18 protein-coding genes are annotated in these 19,692 nt (G+C 58.9%); 10 read left to right on the forward strand and 8 right to left on the reverse strand.

Annotated elements, in window-relative coordinates; all coding sequences use genetic code 11:
• Positions 1 to 132: 132 nt before the first annotated feature.
• The 8 genes from sucC (at position 133) to ACR0EN_RS13860 (ending at position 9,498) form a co-directional block, all read left to right on the forward strand.
• Complete coding sequence (gene sucC / locus ACR0EN_RS13825; protein WP_170395786.1) at positions 133 to 1,326, forward strand: ADP-forming succinate--CoA ligase subunit beta; 1,194 nt, start codon at positions 133 to 135, stop codon at positions 1,324 to 1,326.
• Between the two features lie 83 nt (positions 1,327 to 1,409).
• Positions 1,410 to 2,291: a succinate--CoA ligase subunit alpha gene (sucD, locus tag ACR0EN_RS13830; protein ID WP_170522246.1), complete on the forward strand. Its 882-nt coding sequence runs from the start codon at positions 1,410 to 1,412 to the stop codon at positions 2,289 to 2,291.
• 34 nt (positions 2,292 to 2,325) lie between these two features.
• A complete protein-coding gene (locus ACR0EN_RS13835) occupies positions 2,326 to 2,865 on the forward strand; it encodes a DUF805 domain-containing protein (RefSeq protein ID WP_480587261.1) in 540 nt (179 codons plus the stop codon).
• Positions 2,862 to 5,819 (forward strand): 2-oxoglutarate dehydrogenase E1 component, encoded by a 2,958-nt coding sequence (locus ACR0EN_RS13840; protein ID WP_170647118.1) that lies wholly within the window; start codon positions 2,862 to 2,864, stop codon positions 5,817 to 5,819. The genes ACR0EN_RS13835 and ACR0EN_RS13840 overlap by 4 nt, the downstream gene beginning before the upstream one ends.
• Before the next feature lie 3 nt (positions 5,820 to 5,822).
• A complete protein-coding gene (odhB, locus tag ACR0EN_RS13845) occupies positions 5,823 to 7,337 on the forward strand; it encodes a 2-oxoglutarate dehydrogenase complex dihydrolipoyllysine-residue succinyltransferase (protein ID WP_480587264.1) in 1,515 nt (504 codons plus the stop codon).
• 1 nt (position 7,338) lies between these two features.
• Positions 7,339 to 7,608: a hypothetical protein gene (locus ACR0EN_RS13850; protein WP_170513081.1), complete on the forward strand. Its 270-nt coding sequence runs from the start codon at positions 7,339 to 7,341 to the stop codon at positions 7,606 to 7,608.
• Positions 7,609 to 7,679: 71 nt separating this feature from the next.
• On the forward strand, positions 7,680 to 9,068 hold the full coding sequence (lpdA, locus tag ACR0EN_RS13855) for a dihydrolipoyl dehydrogenase (RefSeq protein ID WP_480587267.1): 1,389 nt from the start codon (positions 7,680 to 7,682) through the stop codon (positions 9,066 to 9,068).
• 121 nt (positions 9,069 to 9,189) lie between these two features.
• Positions 9,190 to 9,498 carry an EthD family reductase gene (locus ACR0EN_RS13860; protein WP_170408345.1) on the forward strand — a complete coding sequence of 103 codons (309 nt, stop codon included), beginning with the start codon at positions 9,190 to 9,192 and terminating at the stop codon, positions 9,496 to 9,498.
• A gap of 17 nt (positions 9,499 to 9,515) precedes the next feature.
• Here the strand turns inward: ACR0EN_RS13860 and ACR0EN_RS13865 are convergent, their stop codons facing one another.
• From ACR0EN_RS13865 to ACR0EN_RS13880, 4 genes are read right to left on the reverse strand one after another with little or no spacing between them, the layout of a single operon-like run.
• Positions 9,516 to 10,121 (reverse strand): pyridoxamine 5'-phosphate oxidase family protein, encoded by a 606-nt coding sequence (locus ACR0EN_RS13865; RefSeq protein WP_170818592.1) that lies wholly within the window; start codon positions 10,119 to 10,121, stop codon positions 9,516 to 9,518.
• Positions 10,108 to 10,848 carry a lysophospholipid acyltransferase family protein gene (locus tag ACR0EN_RS13870; protein WP_170513904.1) on the reverse strand — a complete coding sequence of 247 codons (741 nt, stop codon included), beginning with the start codon at positions 10,846 to 10,848 and terminating at the stop codon, positions 10,108 to 10,110. Before ACR0EN_RS13870 ends, ACR0EN_RS13865 begins: the two co-directional genes overlap by 14 nt.
• Complete coding sequence (locus ACR0EN_RS13875) at positions 10,848 to 11,747, reverse strand: FtsX-like permease family protein (protein WP_170408348.1); 900 nt, start codon at positions 11,745 to 11,747, stop codon at positions 10,848 to 10,850. The genes ACR0EN_RS13870 and ACR0EN_RS13875 overlap by 1 nt, the downstream gene beginning before the upstream one ends.
• Positions 11,744 to 12,421 (reverse strand): cell division ATP-binding protein FtsE, encoded by a 678-nt coding sequence (locus ACR0EN_RS13880; protein ID WP_170423929.1) that lies wholly within the window; start codon positions 12,419 to 12,421, stop codon positions 11,744 to 11,746. The genes ACR0EN_RS13875 and ACR0EN_RS13880 overlap by 4 nt, the downstream gene beginning before the upstream one ends.
• A gap of 182 nt (positions 12,422 to 12,603) precedes the next feature.
• Between ACR0EN_RS13880 and ACR0EN_RS13885 the strand changes: the two genes are divergently transcribed.
• Complete coding sequence (locus ACR0EN_RS13885) at positions 12,604 to 13,371, forward strand: zinc-ribbon domain-containing protein (RefSeq protein WP_480587270.1); 768 nt, start codon at positions 12,604 to 12,606, stop codon at positions 13,369 to 13,371.
• Here ACR0EN_RS13885 and ACR0EN_RS13890 read toward each other — a convergent pair.
• From ACR0EN_RS13890 to argH, 4 genes are all read right to left on the reverse strand, one after another.
• Positions 13,368 to 15,854, reverse strand: coding sequence for a TIGR02302 family protein (locus ACR0EN_RS13890; RefSeq protein WP_480587554.1), 2,487 nt, complete (start codon positions 15,852 to 15,854; stop codon positions 13,368 to 13,370). The genes ACR0EN_RS13885 and ACR0EN_RS13890 overlap by 4 nt on opposite strands.
• A 96-nt stretch (positions 15,855 to 15,950) precedes the next feature.
• Positions 15,951 to 17,216 carry a diaminopimelate decarboxylase gene (gene lysA / locus ACR0EN_RS13895; RefSeq protein WP_170818590.1) on the reverse strand — a complete coding sequence of 422 codons (1,266 nt, stop codon included), beginning with the start codon at positions 17,214 to 17,216 and terminating at the stop codon, positions 15,951 to 15,953.
• Positions 17,217 to 17,510: 294 nt separating this feature from the next.
• Positions 17,511 to 17,693 (reverse strand): argininosuccinate lyase, encoded by a 183-nt coding sequence (locus tag ACR0EN_RS13900; RefSeq protein WP_170395762.1) that lies wholly within the window; start codon positions 17,691 to 17,693, stop codon positions 17,511 to 17,513.
• Positions 17,693 to 19,081, reverse strand: coding sequence for an argininosuccinate lyase (gene argH, locus ACR0EN_RS13905; RefSeq protein ID WP_170408352.1), 1,389 nt, complete (start codon positions 19,079 to 19,081; stop codon positions 17,693 to 17,695). The genes ACR0EN_RS13900 and argH overlap by 1 nt, the downstream gene beginning before the upstream one ends.
• Positions 19,082 to 19,102: 21 nt before the next feature.
• On the opposite strand from argH, the gene ACR0EN_RS13910 reads away from it, so the two are divergent.
• Complete coding sequence (locus ACR0EN_RS13910) at positions 19,103 to 19,669, forward strand: TlpA disulfide reductase family protein (RefSeq protein ID WP_170395758.1); 567 nt, start codon at positions 19,103 to 19,105, stop codon at positions 19,667 to 19,669.
• Positions 19,670 to 19,692 lie beyond the last annotated feature (23 nt).

Below are 19,692 nucleotides of genomic sequence, written 5' to 3' on the forward strand. Positions count from 1 at the left end.
ACACCCCAAAAACCTGTGATCACAAATACTGAAAATCTTCGACAATTTCCCGTGACCCGTCAAAAAACTCTTTAATTTTGGCGCTTAGACACCCCTATAACGGTGTAATCGTAGTCAGACGGGACAATTTCGATGAACATTCACGAATATCAAGCCAAAGCGCTTCTTCGCAGCTATGGCGCTCCGGTCTCCGATGGTCGCGCAGTTCTGCGCGCCGAGGAAGCCAAAACCGCAGCCGGTGAATTGGACGGGCCGCTTTGGGTCGTCAAGGCGCAAATCCACGCGGGTGGTCGCGGCAAGGGTTCCTTTAAAGAGGCCGACGCCGGTGAAAAAGGCGGTGTCCGTCTGACCAAATCGGTGGAAGAAGCCGCCGAAGAAGCCAAGAAGATGCTTGGCCGCACGCTGGTCACCCATCAGACCGGCCCCGCAGGCAAGCAGGTGAACCGCATCTACATCGAAGCCGGTTCAGGCATCGAACGTGAACTTTACCTGGCCCTGCTGGTGGACCGCCAGACCAGCCGTATCTCATTCGTATGCTCGACCGAAGGCGGCATGGACATCGAAGAGGTGGCCGCTGCGACGCCTGAGAAAATCCTGTCCTTCTCGGTTGATCCCGCCACTGGTTATCAGCCCTATCACGGCCGCCGCATCGCGTTCTCGTTGGGACTGGAAGGCGCGCAGGTCAAACAATGCGTCAAGCTGATGAACCAGCTCTACAATGCCTTCGTCGAGAAGGACATGGAGATGCTGGAGATCAACCCGCTGATCGTCTCGGACAAGGGCGACCTGAAAGTACTGGACGCAAAAGTCGGCTTTGATGGTAACGCGGTATACCGCCACCCGGATATTGCCGAGTTGCGCGACACGACCGAGGAAGACCCCAAGGAACTGGAAGCGTCCAAATACGACCTGAATTACATCGCGCTGGACGGTGAGATCGGCTGCATGGTCAACGGTGCCGGTCTTGCGATGGCCACGATGGACATCATCAAGCTTTACGGTGCCGAGCCTGCCAACTTCCTGGATGTTGGCGGTGGCGCGACCAAAGAGAAAGTAACCGAGGCGTTCAAGATCATCACCTCAGACCCCAACGTCAAAGGCATTCTGGTCAACATCTTCGGCGGCATCATGCGCTGTGATGTGATTGCCGAGGGCGTCGTTGCCGCGGTGAAAGAGGTGGGCCTGCAGGTCCCGCTGGTCGTGCGTCTGGAAGGCACGAATGTCGAGAAGGGCAAAGAGATCATCAACACCTCGGGCCTCGATGTGATCGCAGCGGACAACCTGAAAGACGGTGCCGAGAAAATCGTGAAGGCCGTCAAAGGCTGAGTGTCATCCCGTAGGGTGGGCTTCAGCCCGCCTTTCCCAAGATTTTGGCGGGCAGAAGCCTGCCGTATAAAGGAGAACGCCAGATGGCAGTCCTCATCGACGAAAATACCAAAGTGATCTGTCAGGGCTTTACCGGCTCGCAGGGCACATTCCACAGCGAACAGGCCATCGCCTATGGCACCAAGATGGTCGGCGGCGTGACCCCCGGCAAAGGTGGGATGGAGCATCTGGGCCTGCCCGTGTTCAACTCGGTTCACGAGGCCAAGCATGTGACCGAAGCCAACGCCAGCGTGATCTACGTGCCGCCGCCCTTTGCAGCGGACTCGATCCTCGAAGCGATTGACGCCGAGATGGAAGTGATCGTCTGCATCACCGAAGGCATCCCGGTTCTGGATATGATGAAGGTGAAACGCGCGCTGGAAGGTTCAAACTCGCGTCTGATCGGCCCGAACTGCCCCGGTGTCATCACGCCCGACGCCTGCAAGATCGGCATCATGCCGGGCCACATCCACAAACGCGGCTCGGTCGGCGTTGTGTCGCGCTCGGGCACCCTGACCTATGAGGCCGTCAAGCAGACCACCGATGTGGGTCTGGGCCAGTCCACCTGTGTGGGCATCGGCGGCGACCCGATCAAAGGCACCGAGCATATCGACGTGCTGGAATGGTTCCTGGCAGATGACGAAACCGAGTCGATCATCATGATCGGTGAGATCGGCGGCTCGGCCGAGGAAGAAGCCGCGCAATTCCTGGCAGATGAGGCCAAGAAAGGCCGCAAGAAGCCCACGGCAGGGTTCATCGCGGGCCGCACGGCCCCTCCTGGCCGCCGCATGGGCCACGCGGGCGCCATCGTCGCCGGCGGCAAAGGCGGCGCCGAGGACAAGATCGAAGCCATGCGTTCGGCTGGTATCGTCGTGGCCGAAAGCCCGGCGCAGCTGGGTGAGGCTGTGCTGGAAGCCATCGGTTGACCAGAATTTGACTGCTTTGGGAGGAGCGGTAAACATGACTTTCGGCGAAGCCATTAAAACCTGTTTCTCCAAGTTTTTCACCTTTTCGGGCCGTGCTTCGCGGCCCGAATACTGGTTCTTTTTCCTGTTCATCGTGATCTGGAACATCATCGCCGGGATCATCGACTGGCAGTTTTTCACTCAGGTCGCTGTGACCGAAACAGAGACTTCCAAATCCGTCACGGCCACCTCGACGGGCCCGGTCCAAAGCATCGTCAGCCTGATTGTCTTCTTCCCCCATTTGGCCGTCGCGTGGCGGCGGATGCATGATACGGGGCGCAGCGGGCTTTATGCTCTGCTGCCGATCCTGCTGATACTTGGTGCGCTTGCCGTCCTGATCTTTGGCATCGGCCTTGCCAGCCAGTTCCATGGCGGCACGTTGGATATCCTGTTCACCCGCGCAACTCTTCTTATTGTCATTCCGACACTTCTTGTCCTGTTTGTGTCGCCCCTCCTGGTTCTGTGGTGGCTGACCCGCCACAGCGAACCAGGCACCAACCAATACGGTCCCAACCCATATGAGGTAGCCCAATGACCGAACACTCGCCCAACACCGCCTTTCATGCCTCAAGCTTCATGCAGGGGCATAATGCCGAATATCTGGAGCAGCTTTATGCCCAGTACACCAAGAACCCGGGCGCTGTGGATGCTGCCTGGGTCGAGTTCTTCAAGGCCATGGGCGATGACGCGCCGGATGTGCAGCGCGAGGCCGAGGGGCCTTCGTGGGCGCGGACCGACTGGCCTCCGATGCCTGCGGATGATCTGACCGGTGCGTTGACTGGCGAGTGGGCCGAGATCGACGCCAAAGCAGCGGGCAACAAAATCAAGGATAAGGCGGCGGCCAAGGGTGTTGAGGTCAGTGATGACCAGATCAAGCGCGCGGTGCTGGACAGCCTGCGGGCGCTGATGCTGATCAGGGCCTATCGTATCCGGGGCCATCTGGCAGCTGATCTGGACCCGCTGGGCATGCGCGCCGCCAGTACGCATCCCGAGCTGGACCCGAAGACTTACGGGTTCACCGATGCTGACATGGATCGACCGATCTTTATTGACAACGTGCTGGGCCTGCAGATGGCCAGCATGCGCCAAATCGTCGAGATCGTGAAGAGGACCTATTGCGGCACCTTCGCGCTGCAATACATGCATATCTCGAACCCGGAAGAGGCCGCGTGGCTGAAAGAACGCATCGAGGGGTTCGGTAAGGAAATCGCCTTCACCAAGGAAGGCCGCAAGGCGATCCTGAACAAGATGGTCGAGGCCGAGGGTTTCGAGAAATTCCTGCATGTGAAATACATGGGCACCAAGCGGTTTGGTCTGGACGGTGGCGAGGCACTGATCCCCGCGATGGAACAGATCATCAAGCGCGGCGGCGCCTTGGGCCTCAGCGATATCGTCATCGGTATGCCACACCGGGGTCGTCTGAACATTCTGGCCAATGTGATGGGCAAGCCCTATCGCGCGATCTTCAACGAGTTTCAGGGCGGCAGCTTCAAGCCCGAAGACGTGGATGGATCAGGCGACGTGAAATATCACCTCGGCGCGTCAAGCGACCGAGAGTTCGATGGCAATAGCGTTCACCTGTCGCTGACCGCAAACCCCTCGCACCTTGAGGCAGTGAACCCGGTGGTTCTGGGTAAGGTCCGCGCCAAGCAGGACCAGTTGAACGACGAAGACCGCACCAAGGTGATGGGCATCCTCCTGCACGGTGATGCGGCCTTTGCCGGTCAGGGTGTTGTCGCCGAAGGCTTCGGCCTGTCGGGTCTGAAAGGGCACAAGACCGGCGGCACCATGCATATCGTGGTGAACAACCAGATCGGTTTCACCACCGCGCCGCATTTCAGCCGTTCCAGCCCTTATCCCACGGATATCGCGCTGATGGTTGAAGCTCCCATCTTCCACGTGAATGGCGACGACCCCGAGGCGGTGGTGCATGCCGCCAAGGTGGCGACCGAGTTCCGCCAGAAGTTCCACAAGGACGTGGTGCTGGATATCTTCTGCTACCGCCGGTTTGGTCATAACGAGGGTGACGAACCCATGTTCACCAACCCGATCATGTACAAGAAGATCAAGACGCATAAGACCACGTTGTCGTTGTATACCGAGCGCCTTGTCAGGGACGGGCTTATCCCCGAAGGCGAGATTGAAGACATGAAGGCGGCCTTTCAGGCACATCTGAATGAAGAGTTCGATGCCGGGAAAGACTACAAGCCAAACAAAGCCGACTGGCTGGATGGGCGCTGGTCGCATCTGGACAAGCACAAAGACGAATACATGCGCGGTGAAACCGCAATTACACCAGAGACGCTGGCCGAGATCGGCACCGCTCTGACCAGCGCCCCCGAAGGTTTTGCGATGCACAAAACCGTGGGCCGGTTGCTGGACCACAAGAAACAGATGTTCGAAAACGGAACCGGCTTTGACTGGGCAACGGGCGAGGCTCTGGCGTTTGGCTCTCTGCTGACCGAAGGCTACCCTGTACGTTTGGCCGGACAGGACGCGACGCGTGGCACATTCAGCCAACGCCATTCCGGATTTGTCCATCAGGAAACCGAGGAACGGTATTACCCGCTGAACAATATCCGCAAGGGCCAATCACATTATGACGTGATTGACTCGATGCTGTCCGAATACGCGGTGCTTGGGTTTGAGTATGGCTATTCACTGGCCGAGCCCAACGCGCTTGTTCTCTGGGAGGCACAGTTTGGCGATTTCGCCAACGGGGCGCAGATCATGTTCGATCAGTTCATCAGTTCGGGTGAATCGAAGTGGCTGCGGATGTCTGGTCTGGTCACGCTGCTGCCGCATGGGTTCGAAGGGCAAGGCCCAGAACACTCATCTGCACGGCTTGAGCGGTTTCTGCAAATGTGCGGTCAGGACAACTGGATCGTGGCGAACTGCACAACGCCTGCGAACTATTTCCACATCCTGCGCCGTCAATTGCACCGGACCTTCCGCAAGCCGCTTATCCTGGTGACGCCAAAGTCGCTGCTGCGCCATAAGCTGGCGGTCAGCAAGGCCGAGGAATTCACCACAGGCTCGAGCTTCCATAGGGTGCTGTGGGATGATGCTCAACAGGGCAACTCGGACACTAAACTGGTGGCAGATGACAAGATCAAGCGGGTCGTCATGTGCTCGGGCAAGGTCTATTTTGATCTGCTTGAGGAACGCGATGCGCGCGGCATCGACGACATCTACTTAATGCGGATCGAGCAATACTATCCTTTCCCCGCGCATTCGCTGATCAACGAGCTTGAGCGCTTCAAGGGGGCCGAGATGGTCTGGTGTCAGGAAGAACCCAAGAACCAGGGGGCTTGGACTTTTATTGAGCCCAATATCGAATGGGTTCTGACCCGCATTGGCGCAAAACACACTCGTCCGGTCTATGCCGGTCGCGCAACTTCGGCCTCGCCCGCGACGGGTCTGGCCAGCCAACACAAAGCCCAACAAGAAGCGCTGGTGAACGAAGCGCTGAGCATTGAAGGAAAGTAAACGATGACGATTGAAGTTCGTGTTCCCACGCTGGGCGAGTCTGTCACCGAAGCCACCGTTGCGACCTGGTTCAAGAAACCGGGCGATGCAGTCGCCGTAGATGAGATGCTATGTGAACTTGAGACCGACAAGGTCACGGTCGAGGTGCCCTCACCCGCTGCTGGCGTGATGGGCGAGATAGTTGCAGCCGAAGGTGAGACCGTGGGCGTCGATGCCCTGCTTGCCACGATAGCGGCGGGCGAAGGGGCTGCGCCTGCTCCGGCAGCGGCGGCCCCGGCCCCGGCGGCAGCGGCACCCGCAGCATCAGGCGGCAGTGTAGATGTGATGGTGCCGACATTGGGTGAATCCGTCACCGAGGCTACAGTCTCGACATGGTTCAAACAGGTCGGCGACAGCGTTGCACAGGATGAAATGCTGTGCGAGTTGGAGACCGACAAGGTCTCGGTCGAGGTCCCTGCCCCGGCGGCAGGCGTTCTGGCTGAAATCGTTGCGCCTGAAGGCAGCACGGTCGATGCTTCTGCCAAATTGGCGGTGATCTCGGGCGCAGCCGCAGGTGCGGCAGCGGCTCCGGTGGCAGCCGTCGCCGCTCCGGCTGCAGCCAGCACAGCTAAAGACGTGTCCAACGCTCCATCGGCTGAGAAAGCGATGGCCGAAGCTGGTCTGTCTGCGGATCAGGTCACTGGCACCGGACGCGATGGTCGTATCATGAAAGAAGACGTGGCAAAGGCAGTTGCAGCAGCTACAGCCCCAGCGCCTGCGGCGGCTGTGCCCGCCCCCGCTGCCCAAGCTCCGCGTGCGCCTGTAGCTGCGGAAGATGCCTCACGCGAGGAACGTGTGCGCATGACACGTCTGCGCCAGACCATTGCCAAGCGCCTGAAGGACGCGCAGAACACCGCCGCGATCCTGACCACCTATAACGAGGTGGACATGACCGAGGTGATGGCCCTGCGCAACCAGTACAAGGACCAGTTCGAGAAGAAGCATGGCGTACGTCTGGGCTTTATGTCCTTTTTCACCAAGGCCTGCTGTCATGCGCTGAAAGAAGTGCCCGAAGTGAATGCCGAGATCGACGGCAATGACATCGTCTACAAGAACTTCGTGCATATGGGTGTGGCCGCAGGTACGCCGCAAGGGCTGGTGGTTCCAGTCATCCGGGATGCGGACTCGATGTCTTTCGCAGCGATCGAGAAAGCCATCGCCGAAAAGGGCAAGCGCGCCCGTGATGGTAAACTCTCGATGGCGGAAATGCAGGGCGGCACTTTCACGATCTCGAACGGAGGCGTCTACGGCTCGCTGATGTCTTCACCGATCCTGAACCCGCCGCAATCGGGCATTCTGGGCATGCACAAGATCCAGGATCGTCCCATGGTCATCAATGGTGAGATCAAAATCCGCCCGATGATGTATCTGGCGCTGTCCTATGATCACCGTATTGTGGACGGCAAGGGTGCTGTGACATTCCTTGTCCGCGTAAAAGAGGCGCTGGAAGACCCGCGCCGTCTGCTGATGGATCTTTAAGATGGCGACTCATGTACTGTGGCAAGCCGATGTGGCCGATTTCGATGCATGGCTGAAGGTGTTCCGCGAGGATCAACCGATGCGCAAGGCCGCGGGCATCCGCGACCTGCATGTCTGGCGCGATCCGGATCAGCGGGATCATGCGATAGCCATGTTCGAGGTTATGGATCTGGACAAGGCAAAGGCGTTTTTTGGGTCGGAAGAGTTGGCGATGCATCACGAGCGGGGCGGGATAGCCCATATCTCGATCAAGCTGCTGGAACCCGTTTGAAATATAGGTACCCGACCCGCCACACCGGATCGGGACGCTGCCGGATCACCCGGTCGATTTAGGAGAATGTAATGGCAAATTATGACGTCATCGTAATCGGCGCCGGACCCGGCGGCTATGTCTGCGCCATCCGTTGCGCCCAACTGGGCCTTAAAACCGCAGTTGTCGAGGGGCGCGAGACGCTGGGTGGGACTTGCCTGAACGTGGGCTGCATCCCCTCGAAAGCATTGTTGCATGCCAGCCATCAGTTGCACGAAGCCGAACACAACTTTGCAAAGATGGGTCTGAAGGGGAAGTCACCTTCGGTCGATTGGAAGCAGATGCAGGCCTACAAGGACGAGGTGATCGATGGCAACACCAAGGGCATCGAGTTTCTGTTCAAGAAGAACAAGATCGATTGGCTGAAAGGTTGGGGCTCAATCCCTGCTGCGGGCAAGGTCAAGGTTGGTGATGAGGTCCATGAGACCAAGAACATCATTATCGCGTCGGGCTCTGAGCCATCGGCACTGCCTGGCGTCGAGGTTGACGAAAAGGTCGTAGTGACTTCGACCGGCGCGTTGTCTCTGGGCAAAGTTCCCAAGAAAATGATTGTGATCGGTGCCGGTGTGATCGGGCTTGAATTGGGCTCGGTCTACAGCCGTTTGGGCGCAGAGGTGACGGTGATCGAATTCCTCAAGGAAATCACGCCGGGTATGGACCCCGAGGTTCAGAAGACTTTCCAGCGTATCCTGAAGAAACAGGGTTTGAAGTTCGTCATGGGCGCTGCGGTGCAAAAGACCGAAGCCACCAAGACCAAAGCCAAGGTGACATACAAGCTGCTCAAGGATGACAGCGAGCATGTCATCGATGCCGATACTGTGCTGGTGGCCACCGGGCGCAAGCCATATTCGGATGGGCTGGGGCTGGACGCTTTGGGCGTCGAGATGACCCGGCGCGGCCAGATCAAGGTCGGTAGTGATTGGCAGACCAACGTGCCGGGCATCTACGCCATCGGCGACGTGACCGAAGGCCCGATGCTGGCCCACAAGGCTGAAGACGAGGGCATGGCCGCAGCCGAGCAGGTTGCAGGCAAGCATGGTCATGTGAACTATGGTGTCATTCCGGGAGTCATCTACACTTGGCCCGAAGTGGCCAATGTGGGTGAGACCGAAGCGACACTCAAAGAACAGGGCCGCGCCTACAAGGTCGGCAAGTTCATGTTCATGGGCAATGGCCGGGCCAAGGCGAATTTCGCAGCCGACGGGTTCGTCAAGATTCTGGCAGACAAAGAAACCGATCGCATTCTGGGCGCGCATATCATCGGCCCCGCGGCCGGAGACCTGATCCACGAGGTTTGCGTCGCCATGGAATTCGGCGCATCAGCCGAAGATCTGGCCCTGACCTGCCACGCTCACCCGACCTATTCCGAAGCAGTGCGCGAGGCGGCGCTCGCCTGTGGTGACGGGCCAATTCACAGCTGACCCAACCTGAGCAGGTCCTCTACCTAGTCTCCTTGAGCGGCACCCCGTGTCGCTCAAAACCATTTGCGGCAGGTGATCAGACGCGGTTTACTGACTCCATTGCTTTTGGAAAGGAAGTCAGATGAGCGTCAGTTTACAGGTGATCTATCCCATAGGTACAGAAACACATTTCGATTTCGACTATTATGTCGGCACACATCTTCCGCTTGTCGGCGAGCACATGGGGTCACATATCGAACGTACGGTCGTAACCAAAGGCATTGCGGGAGGCCCGGATGAGGCGGCGGGTCACTACGCGATCGCAACGATCATATTTGAAGATCAGGAAGCGATGAACGACGCTATGTCAAAGGCAGGCCCTGTCCTGGCCGATCTGCCAAACTTCACAAATGTCAAACCGCAGATGCTGATCGGTGAGGTGATCGGCTGAATCAGAGCCATGTTTACCTACCACATGGTTTTTGCGGCGCGGGCACCCCATTCCTGATCATATTGCGCGCCGCCTTCTTCTCCTGACGTCATCTCCGAGAGGATCTCGCCGACGGTTGGCAGCCCATCGGATTCATCCCGCCCGCTCCATGTTTGCGCGCGCATCAAGGCGCGGGCACATTGGGTGTAGATTTCGGAAATTTCGATCACGATGACGGTCGCGGGGCGCTTCCCGTTTTTCTCTAACCGGGCGCGCAGGGCTTCATCAGCAGTCAGTTGAGCGTTCCCATTTACCCGAACCACATTGTTCGAACCGGGCACCATGAACAACAATGAGACGCGTGGATCGAGTACGATATTTCGCAGGGAATCCAAGCGGTTGTTTCCCCGCCAATCCGGCAGTGCCAGGGTGCCTTGGTCCAGTTCCAACACAACTGGCCCTTCATCTCCACGCGGGCTGCCATCGACACCTTCGGAGCCGACGGTGCTGAGGATACACAGGCGTGAGGCCATAATCCATTTGCGGTAGAGCGGTGTTAGCCGCCGCGCCACTTTGCGTATGGAGGCTGCGCCGGGTGTGCCATACAGAGCCTCAAGGGCAGTGATATCCTTAACGAATTCCATCCGGGTCAAACCCCACTTCTCTCATCAATTCGTTCGAGCGTGTCTCAATCACGTTTTCCAGCCGTTCCAGAAAGTCATTCCGCGCAACGCCGGGTTCGATTGGATTTAGGAAATCGACAATCGCCGTGCCGGGCTTGCGCATGACACCGGTTCTGGGCCAGAAGACGCCCGCATTGGTGGCAACGGGTACGCACGGGAACCCGAGCCCTTCATACAGAACCGCCGTTCCAACCTTGTAGGGCTTGTGCACCCCAGGCGCGACGCGCGTACCTTGCGGGTAGATCACCAACTGACCGGGTTCGCTGAACTCGCGGGCGACATCCTTGACCATCTTCGCAACCGCCGCCCCGCGTTTGCCGCGATTGACCGGGATACATCCCAGACGGCGCGCATACATTCCGATGACCGGCGTCCACAGAAGCTCTCGCTTCATGATGAATTTGCCGTGTGGGATGGCGTCGAAGATTATGATGATGTCCAGAAACGACTGGTGCTTGGCGCCGATCACAACCTCGCCATGTGGGACTTCTCCGCGCACTTCGCAGCGAATACCAACCATCCAGCGGGCCAACCACTTGGTTGTGCGCGCATAGGTTTTGCATGCTCGCAATGCGCCACGCTTGGCGAACAGCGCATAGGGGGCAAAGACAAGCCCCAGTACCAGCATCCAGGCATAGATGGTGATCATGAAGATCAGCGACCGGACCCATTGAATAGCCATGAACATCACGAAAGCTCCTTCAACTTGCGCTGCGCGGCTGACCATGTGGCCAGAAACGCAACGGCCGCGCCCAATACCGGGATCAGCACGGGCAGGATCCAACCGATACCCTGAAACCCAAGGCCAGTGAGAAAACCACCCGCATCCGAGGCTTCGGGGAGCAACAATACACCCGTCATACCCAGCAAGGTGCCGACCGCTGCCCCAAACAGCGCCCGGAACGTAAAGCGGCGCACGAACGCTCCGGCGATGAACCGGTCCCGCGCGCCGACCTGACGCAGAACCTCGATTATCTGCGCGTTGGCGGCAAGCGAGGCGTTGGCGGCAAGCGTGATCATGGCGGCAGTGGCGCCGCCGATCAGCAGGATCGAAATCCAGCCCAGACGCCGCAGTGAATTGGCCGCATCAACCAATGGTTCGCGCCAGCGAGTGTGATCATCCAGCACTGCGCCCGGCACCTCAGCCCCTAGCCGCAGCCGCAGGCCAGCCGCATCAAGACCCGGCTCACCTTCGATAATCTCTATCAGCTGCGGGATTGGTAAAGTGTCCAGAGGCAAGTCCGGTCCGAACCAGGGTGACAGCAGTGTGGCCTGCTCTTCGCTCGTCAACGCGCGAGCCGAAGCCACACCCGGCGTTTGCTGGAGGACGTTCAAAGCAGCCTCGGTTTGCGCCGCACGTTGATCTGCAGGGGCATTGATCCGCAAGGTCGCTGCCCCCGCCAACTCTGAAGCCCAACGATCCGCCACACGGCCCGAGGCTAACGAAAGAGCCAGCGCAAACACCGCCAGAAAGGCCATTGCGCCAGACACGAACAGGGTCAATTGCGCCGTAAAGCCCGTGGGTGGCACCACCCGGTCGGCGCGGCTGTCACGGCGCAGCAAATTGCGGATCGTGCCCTTGCTCATAGATCCGCCCCCGCAAGCTGCACCCGGCGCTGCGCGATACGCAGTACGCGAGCCTGAACTTGGCTTTTGGCGGCGCGGATCAGGCTTAGGTCATGGGTGGCGATCAGCACGGTTTTTCCCATCCTGTTCAATTCGACCAACAGGCGCAGAAGTCGTTGCGACATCTCCCAGTCCACATTGCCGGTGGGTTCATCCGCAAGCACCACATCGGGCGATAGGATGACTGCGCGGGCCAATGCGGCACGCTGGCGTTCGCCCCCCGATAGTTCAGGCGGGTGCGCCTCAAGCCTGCTGCCAAGCCCGACCCAGCCAAGCAGTTCGGTCAGATCGTCCTGCTGCCCATTTTCAGAGCGCCCCGAGACCATCAGCGGCAACGCGACATTCTCGGCCAGCGTCATGTGATCCAAAAATCGGCAATCCTGATGCACCACGCCAATTCGGCGGCGCAGCAGCGCCATCTGATCGCGGTCCATGCGGGCGATATCCTCACCAAAGGCCATCAACCTGCCCGAGGTTGGCAACAACGCGCCATAACAGAGTTTCAGCAATGTGGTCTTGCCCGCACCCGAAGGCCCGGTCAGAAAGTGGAACGATCCGGGCTGTAATTGCAGCGAAACATCGCTTAGCAACTCACCACCGCCGTAGGTATAGCTGATATTCTCCAGCTCGATCACGCCTGCCCCCTTTATTCTGCTCACCTCTTGCCCGAGCGCAGCGGTGGATTCAATGCCTTGGGCGGGGCCAATTGGCGACACTTGGCCCGCGAAACCGAAAACACGCTTTGCTGTTGGGTCTTAACGGAATATCATCCCTGAAAAAACTATTATCAGGCCAGCCTTGAAGGTCAGGAGGCAGAATGCGTTTAACGTGTCCGAATTGCAGCGCCCAGTACGAAGTCCCGGACGAAGTGATCCCCGAGGACGGGCGCGAAGTTCAATGCTCGGCTTGCGAAGAGACCTGGTTTCAGGAAAAGTATCCAGTCGCCAGCAAAGCAGAGCCGGAAGCGAAATCTGCAACTGCAATCCAGGCAGCCTTTGCCGAACCGGAAGATGTTAAGTCAGAGGATGCGCCAGAACCCGATACGGCCAAGGCCGAGCCAGAAAAGGTTAAGGCAGAAGACACACCAGAACCCGATGCGCCCGAGGAATTGAGTGTTGGAAACGTAGACCCAGTGGTATCCAGCATCCTCAAGGAAGAGGCTGCACGCGAGGCAGAGCTGCGCGAGCGTGAAGGCAGTAATCTGGAAAGCCAACCTGATCTGGCATTGGATCCGCCTGAAGAGCCCAAGGTCAAACCGAAACGGCCCTCGGCCACTGAAACCGCCGCTGACGCAGGTCAGAAAGATGAGCTGCCGGATGTTGAGGCGATCAACTCGGGTCTGCGCAGCGACTTGACATCGGACGAAGCTGAAGCCGTTGCTCCGGCCCGCAAATCCGGTGGGTTTCTGCGTGGCTTTGCCTTGATCATTATCATCGGCGTCATTCTGTTTCTGATATATGGAAACGCCAATCAGATCAGCGAGGCGGTTCCTCAGGCTGATCCGATGCTGAAATCATATGTCTCACTGGTCGATCAAGCGCGCCTTTGGCTTGAGACACAGACCGGGGGCGCAGGGCAGAACTAGAACCTTTCGAGCAATCGCTTGAGGTATTCCAACTCGATCTGAGGCCGATCCTGTTCACCGGTCCTACGGCGGATTTCATCCAGCAACTCGCGCGCACGGCGATATACATCTTCGCCTTGCAGCAAGTTGTCGTCGGTCGAGATTGATCCCGCGGAACCTGGCGTACGACCCAATGGATCGCGGTTATTGGCCTGCATGTCGCCGGCCTCGGTCCCTTGACCCGGCTGGTTCTGCTGGTTCTGCGCCAGGGCTTCGCCCAGTGAACGCATGCCTTCGCGCAGGGCTTCCATCGCCTCGGATTGACGGTCAATCGCCTCGGCCAGATCATCGCTGCGCAAGGCGTCTTCGGCGTCGTCCATGGCCCGGCCCGCACGGCCCAATGCTTCGCGCGCAGCGTCGCCTTCGGGTGTACCACCGCCGGGCAGACCCTGTTGCTGCCGATTCAACTCATCCCGCAGCGCCTGCTGCCGATCCGCCAGTGACCCCTGACCTTGCTGGCCTTCACCAGCCTCATCCTGACCCTGGCCCTGACCGCCCTGGCCTTCATGGCTCTGGCCGCGTCCCAGACCACCATTGCGGCCCTCATTTCCCTGACTTTCGCCCGCTTGCGCACCGGGGTTGAACTGTTCCTGCAGGTCGCGGAATGCCTGATCGCTGAGGCCCTGTTGTTCGCGCAGGGTTTCTGCCAGCCCTTCCATGGCCTGCTGTCCTTCGGACTGGCCACCTTGGCCCTGCCCTTGTGTGACGCGCATGTTTTCCATCATTTGCTGGAACTCTTCCAATGCCTGCTGCGCCTCGGCCATGCGGCCTTGTTCCATGAGCTCCTGAATGCGGTCCATCATTCGCTGCAGGTCATCCTGCGTCATCTGCAGGGTTTCGCCGTTCTGGCCCTGCTGTCCTTGCTGCGTCTCACCGTTTTCCTGCGCCAGACGCTGGAGTTGCCGCATGTAATCCTGTGTCGCTTCGCGCAGCTCCTGCATCAGTTCGGCAATCTCTTCGTCGCTGGCACCGTTCTGCATCGCTTCGGTCAGACGCTCCTGCGCACGGCGCATCCGTTCCAATGCGTCGGCCAGCGTGCCATCCTCGATCAGAACCGCCAGATCCCACAGTGCCTGCGCAATTTCTTCCTGCTGTTTGACGTTCAGTGCGCTGTATTTGTCGAAGGTCTCCAGCCGCCGCAGGATCACACGCAGACGCAGATACGCTGTATCTGAGCGGAAAAGGTCCTCGGGTAGGTGCGAAACCGCGCGCAGCAATTGCGATACACGCAGCGCGTTTTCGCGCGACCAGAGCAGATCGCGCCGCTGTTCGATCACCGCAGCAGCCAGTGGGTCAAAGAACCTACGGGCGGGCAGTTCTGTCAGATAAGGTTCTGCCACCGTCTCTTGATCTGCCGCGTCGATAGCCATGAGGGTTATTTTCACCGGCAAATGTGCCCAAGGGTGCTGCGAGAAATCCTCGATCAAGTCTTCGGTGAAATCGGTCCGATCGCCTGTAATCGGCATTGGCAACTCGACCGTAATGATCTCGCGCGGTTCTGGCTCGGTCGCAAGACCGAATTGACGGTTGACCGCAGGCAGGTCCAATTCGATCCGGGCGGTGCCGGAGACGATTCCATAGTCATCCGCAGCAGCGAAAGGCAGCTTCATCTGTCCGCCAGCCTCTGATTGCGCCACTCCTGCCGTCGCGATCCTGGGCGCAGTGTCTGGAAGGATCTCAAGCGCCCAATCGCGACCGGCCGGGCCATCGATCCGCATCTGACCCGAGCGTTCGGCAACAAATTCCTGTTCCGGTTCTGTCGCGGCTTCGGTGCCCAGAGGTGTCGAAGATTCTGTCAGGCTGTGCGCGCCGATCTCGCCGTAGAACCGAAGTGTGATGCGGCTGCCTTTAGGCACCGTCAACGTCGGATCGGTCTGATCGGCAAGGTAGAGCGTTGGCAGCCCGGTGTAGCGCGGCGGTTCAATCCAACCCTCCCAAGTCGGGCCCTGCCCCGCCTGAGCGGTCCCCGGCGTCATGTCAGCGACCGAGCCTATCCGCCAGAACGAGCCGAACAGAGCCGCAACGACGAGTGCCAATAAGGCAGCATAGCGAAGCGCATAGGGATCGCGAGACGCCAGCCGCAAGTCGGGTTTTACCGGATCGGCCTTTGATGCACGATCTGCCATGCGCGTCTGGTGCGCATGCCACAGTGCCACCGAATCCGCATCCATTGCACCGATTGCCTGATCGTCCATCAGTGCTTGTATCGGGCGTCCGGGCAGGGTTTCATCCAGCCGAACCAGCGCCTGGGCCCGGGTTGGCAGGTGGAACCGTCTGATTCCCAAAACCGCTGTCGCAATCATAGCAATCAATCCGATCGCTGCAGAAATCCAAACGGCTTCAATGCGCACAAGATCGTGCAGACCCAGCATCAGGGCGGCCAGCAGCGCCATAAGAATAGAAAAGAACGGCCAGAAGGCGCGCATCACCTGCTCAGCCAGCATACCCCCGTGCGTCAGCCACAGGGACAGTCTTGGAATTGGCAAGGTCTGGTTGTCGCGCAAGGCGGGCCTCCTGATCGGCCCGACGCGCCTATCGCGTCAAAGCCACTCAGGTATGGTATCGCGGTTTATGATTTCGTCAAAGCTTGGGCGTTCACGAATTACGGCAAATTGATCCCCGTTCACCAGAACCTCAGGGATTAGGGGCCGCGTATTGTATTCGCTGGACATGACAGCACCGTAGGCACCTGCACTGCGGAATGCGATAAGATCGCCCGATTTCAAAGCCGGCATGTTGCGTTGTTTTGCAAAGGTATCCCCGGATTCACAGACCGGACCAACGATATCATACGGGCGCTGTTCGACCCCTGCGGCAGGTTCTTCGACCGCCACTATATCATGATACGCCTCATACATCGCGGGGCGGATCAGGTCGTTCATCGCGCTATCGAGGATCAGGAAATCGCGGTCTTCGCCGGATTTAACATAGATGACCTTGGACACCATCAGACCCGCGTTTCCGGCAATCAGCCGACCGGGCTCAATCTCGATCTCGCAGCCCAGATGGCCCAGTGTTTTCTTGACCATCGCACCATATTCAACCGGCAGCGGAGGCGCGTCGTTGGAACGGGCATAGGGAATACCCAAGCCACCGCCCAGATCAAGGCGGCGGATGTTATGTCCCTCAGCGCGCAGACGCTCGGTCAGCTCAGCAACCTTGTTATAAGCCAGCTCAAACGGCTCCAACTCGGTCAGTTGTGAGCCGATATGAACGTCGATCCCAATCACCTCCAATCCCGGAAGGCTTGCGGCCAGTGCATAAACCTCGGACGCGCGCGAAATCGGGATGCCGAACTTGTTCTCGGACTTGCCGGTGGCGATCTTGGCGTGGGTTTTTGCATCCACGTCCGGATTCACCCGAACAGTGATCGGCGCAACCTTGCCCAATTCCAGTGCAACCGCATTGATCACCTGCATTTCGGGCTCGGATTCGACATTGAACTGACGAATTCCACCGGTCAGAGCGGTACGAATCTCATCCGCTGTCTTGCCGACGCCCGAAAAGACAATCTTGTCTCCGGGCACGCCCGCGGCTTTGGCGCGCAGATATTCCCCGCCCGAAACCACATCCATTCCCGCACCTGCCTGCCCCAGCGTCTTCAGGATGGCCTGATTGCTGGCCGCTTTCATCGCATAGCAGACTAGGTGATCAGTGCCCTCAAGCGCGTCATCGAACAGCTTGAAATGCCGTAACAGCGTCGCCGTCGAATAGACATAGAACGGGGTTCCGACCGCGGCTGCGATTTCGGAGATTGGCACATCCTCGGCGAAAAGCGCGCCGTCGCGGTAGAGAAAATGATCCATGCCTGCGCGCTTAGACCAAAAGAGGTATGTGGATCAAATGATTCCGGTAGGGTTGTGGTCACCGTCGCGGTTCAGAACGTCTTTGACGCGCCAACCCTCGCATATCCTGAAACCGAGACCCCGGACCCGCTAGGTGCGGCCGTTGGTTCCGTTCGGGGTGCGCCTGACGGGTCGCAAGCTGCAAGTACGGCGAGGCAGAGGATCAGGCCGGCAGGTCTCATGCATTTTCTCTTTGTCATTCAGGACGTGTCAGATGCAGATGGGTGTGCGATCAGTAAATTGCAATTTTGGAGTTCAGAGCCCCAGATAAACGCCTAGCCCACCGCGTCTGAGACCAACGCCAACACCGCCATAGGTGCCGCTGCTGCCTACGCCGACGCTTGCGCTCATGGTGGGCTGTATGGGTTCGCCATCGGCACCACACCCGGCCAAGGCCGCTGCGACCGCAATCAATAGCACCACCCGTCGTATCTGCATTACACCAGCGCCTTCCATCGCTTGATCTGGGCCCGCACCTGATCCGGTGCGGTGCCGCCATAGGATTGGCGAGAGTTTACCGAATTTTCGACGGTAAGAACAGAATAGACGTCGTCGGTGATGTCCGCGTGGACCGATTGCATGTCCTCCAGCGTCAGATCCGGTAGGTCGCAGCCCTTGCTTTCAGCCATGGCCACCAGCGATCCAGTGACATGGTGCGCGTCGCGGAAGGGCAGGCCCAGCACGCGGACCAACCAGTCGGCTAGGTCGGTCGCAGTTGAAAAGCCAGACCCGGCAGCGGCAGCCAGGCTTTCGCGATTGGCGGTCATGTCCTTGACCATGCCTTCCATCGCAGCAAGTGCCAGCATCCAGTTATCTGCCGCATCAAATACCTGCTCTTTGTCTTCCTGCATGTCCTTGGAATAGGTCAGCGGCAGCCCCTTCATCACCATCATCAGGCCAGTATTCGCACCAAATATGCGGCCAACCTTGGCACGGATGAGCTCAGCTGCATCGGGGTTCTTCTTTTGCGGCATGATTGATGAACCAGTCGAGAAGCGATCAGACAGTGATACAAACCGGAATTGGGCCGAGGACCAGATTACCAGTTCCTCGGCAAAGCGCGACAAGTGCATGGCGCAAATCGAGGCGGTCGACAGGAACTCCAACGCGAAGTCGCGGTCGCTGACAGCGTCAAGTGAATTGGCTGCGGGGCGGTCGAAGCCCAGCGCCTCAGCTGTCATCTGGCGGTCGATTGGGAAAGAGGTCCCGGCCAACGCGGCTGCGCCCAAGGGGGATTCGTTCATCCGGGCACGGGCGTCGCGCACGCGGGACAGATCGCGGCCAAACATCTCGACATAGGCCATCATGTGGTGACCCCAGGTTACCGGCTGCGCGGTTTGCAGGTGGGTGAAACCGGGCATGACCCAGTCTGCCCCGGCCTCGGCCTGCGCCAAAAGCGCGCGGATCAGGGCCAGAAGACCGGATTCTGCGGCATCTAGCTGGTCGCGAACCCAGAGTTTGAAATCGGTCGCCACCTGGTCGTTTCGCGACCGGCCCGTGTGCAGACGGCCTGCGGGTTCTCCGATCACCTCTTTCAGTCGCGCCTCGACATTCATGTGGATGTCTTCCAGCGCAGTCGAGAACTGAAATTCTCCGTTCTGAATTTCTGACAAAACGGTGAGCAGGCCTTCCCGAATGGCGTGCGCATCACTATCAGTAATAACGCCTGTGGCAGCCAACATGGCGGCATGGGCGCGCGAGCCTGCGATGTCCTGGGCTGCCATCCGCTGATCGAACCCGATCGAGGCATTTATCGCCTCCATGATCGCGTCTGGACCAGCGGCAAAGCGGCCGCCCCACATCTGGTTCGAAGATTGATCGGTCATGAAAGAAAACCCGGAGTTGATATGCGCCTGTTACGTCTGATCCCCCTTTATATGGCCCTAGCGCTGGGTGCAAACGCCGCTTTGGCAACAGATGCGGCAACGCTTGGCCCATTGCGTGAGGGCAGCCTGAAGCGGCTGATCCTGCATAGTGAGCCCAAGCCGGTCAAAGTGGTCGATTTTGAGCTAGAAGATGATGGTGGCACCGGATCGCTGGCCGACTACAAAGGCAAGTATGTGCTGCTGAACTTCTGGGCCACATGGTGTGCGCCGTGCCGCAAAGAAATGCCTCAGATCGCTGAACTGCAACAGGAGTTTGGCGGTGACAAATTCGAGGTTCTGACCCTGGCGACCGGTCGCAACACACCTGCCGGGATCAAGAAGTTCTTTGACGAAAACGGCATCGACAACTTGCCGCGTCATCAGGATCCGAAACAGGCGGTTGCACGCGAAATGGGAGTGATTGGCCTGCCGATCACTGTGATCATCGACCCCGATGGCAATGAGATCGCACGCCTGATCGGTGATGCAGAATGGAACTCGGACAGTGCCAAGGCGATAATTTCGGCACTTGTCGAAGGCAATAGCTGAGGTCCCGCGCGCTCTTGCAGAAA

The organism is Ruegeria sp. AB7, from assembly GCF_056542625.1.

Excerpts from the sequence above, each read along its gene's own strand:
- sucC (WP_170395786.1), top strand. The coding sequence starts at position 133 with ATGAACATTCACGAATATCAAGCCAAAGCGCTTCTTCGCAGCTATGGC.
- odhB (WP_480587264.1), top strand. The coding sequence starts at position 5,823 with ATGACGATTGAAGTTCGTGTTCCCACGCTGGGCGAGTCTGTCACCGAA.
- argH (WP_170408352.1), bottom strand. The coding sequence starts at position 19,081 with ATGACCGATCAATCTTCGAACCAGATGTGGGGCGGCCGCTTTGCCGCT.
- ACR0EN_RS13910 (WP_170395758.1), top strand. The coding sequence starts at position 19,103 with ATGCGCCTGTTACGTCTGATCCCCCTTTATATGGCCCTAGCGCTGGGT.
- ACR0EN_RS13840 (WP_170647118.1), top strand. The coding sequence starts at position 2,862 with ATGACCGAACACTCGCCCAACACCGCCTTTCATGCCTCAAGCTTCATG.
- ACR0EN_RS13860 (WP_170408345.1), top strand. The coding sequence starts at position 9,190 with ATGAGCGTCAGTTTACAGGTGATCTATCCCATAGGTACAGAAACACAT.
- ACR0EN_RS13875 (WP_170408348.1), bottom strand. The coding sequence starts at position 11,747 with ATGAGCAAGGGCACGATCCGCAATTTGCTGCGCCGTGACAGCCGCGCC.
- ACR0EN_RS13850 (WP_170513081.1), top strand. The coding sequence starts at position 7,339 with ATGGCGACTCATGTACTGTGGCAAGCCGATGTGGCCGATTTCGATGCA.
- ACR0EN_RS13870 (WP_170513904.1), bottom strand. The coding sequence starts at position 10,848 with ATGTTCATGGCTATTCAATGGGTCCGGTCGCTGATCTTCATGATCACC.
- sucD (WP_170522246.1), top strand. The coding sequence starts at position 1,410 with ATGGCAGTCCTCATCGACGAAAATACCAAAGTGATCTGTCAGGGCTTT.
- ACR0EN_RS13865 (WP_170818592.1), bottom strand. The coding sequence starts at position 10,121 with ATGGAATTCGTTAAGGATATCACTGCCCTTGAGGCTCTGTATGGCACA.
- ACR0EN_RS13900 (WP_170395762.1), bottom strand. The coding sequence starts at position 17,693 with ATGCAGATACGACGGGTGGTGCTATTGATTGCGGTCGCAGCGGCCTTG.
- lpdA (WP_480587267.1), top strand. The coding sequence starts at position 7,680 with ATGGCAAATTATGACGTCATCGTAATCGGCGCCGGACCCGGCGGCTAT.
- ACR0EN_RS13890 (WP_480587554.1), bottom strand. The coding sequence starts at position 15,854 with ATGCTGGCTGAGCAGGTGATGCGCGCCTTCTGGCCGTTCTTTTCTATT.
- lysA (WP_170818590.1), bottom strand. The coding sequence starts at position 17,216 with ATGGATCATTTTCTCTACCGCGACGGCGCGCTTTTCGCCGAGGATGTG.
- ACR0EN_RS13835 (WP_480587261.1), top strand. The coding sequence starts at position 2,326 with ATGACTTTCGGCGAAGCCATTAAAACCTGTTTCTCCAAGTTTTTCACC.
- ACR0EN_RS13885 (WP_480587270.1), top strand. The coding sequence starts at position 12,604 with ATGCGTTTAACGTGTCCGAATTGCAGCGCCCAGTACGAAGTCCCGGAC.